Origin of the sequence: Bartonella vinsonii subsp. berkhoffii ATCC 51672 (assembly GCF_902825225.1) — a bacterium.
GTDB lineage: Bacteria > Pseudomonadota > Alphaproteobacteria > Rhizobiales > Rhizobiaceae > Bartonella > Bartonella berkhoffii.
This window is the reverse complement of sequence record NZ_CADEAK010000261.1, coordinates 1-406: the sequence shown is the minus strand read 5'-3', so window position 1 is coordinate 406 and position 406 is coordinate 1. Positions and strand designations below refer to the sequence as shown.

Below are 406 nucleotides of genomic sequence, written 5' to 3'. Positions count from 1 at the left end.
GAAATCATCGCGGACCAGCCACTGCTACTACAAGGATTCCGCGGCGAAATCAATGGATCATGGAAAACCGAACCCATCGCCCGCCGCTACGAGAAACAAAGCGGATACACCACAGAAATCACGCTCGAAGCACCAAACAAGAAAAAGGAAAGCAACAAAAAATAGAGGCTGGGCTGGTTGCCCAGCCAACGGGAGAAGTTTAGCGACACACCCCGTCCGATGTAAGAGCTCTTAACATCGCAGCCACTTCTTATCGCTTGAAGCAATGAGAAGATGGCTACTATAGATGAAAGAGTGTTAAAAAATTATGGATACACTTTACAAGGAAACATTAAAAGCTATTGATCCTATAGAACCAGCTGCTGCTTATGTTGGTGGCAAAATCAAGTTGGCAAAAACCATTATC

Annotated in this window: 2 pseudogenes; both read left to right on the top strand. The window is 45.1% G+C overall.

The annotated features are described in order from the left end of the window. A pseudogene (locus tag J7R10_RS10165) lies at positions 1–165 on the top strand (late control protein); the annotation flags it as partial. A gap of 142 nt (positions 166–307) precedes the next feature. Continuing rightward, positions 308–406, top strand: a pseudogene (locus J7R10_RS10290) (DNA adenine methylase); the annotation flags it as partial.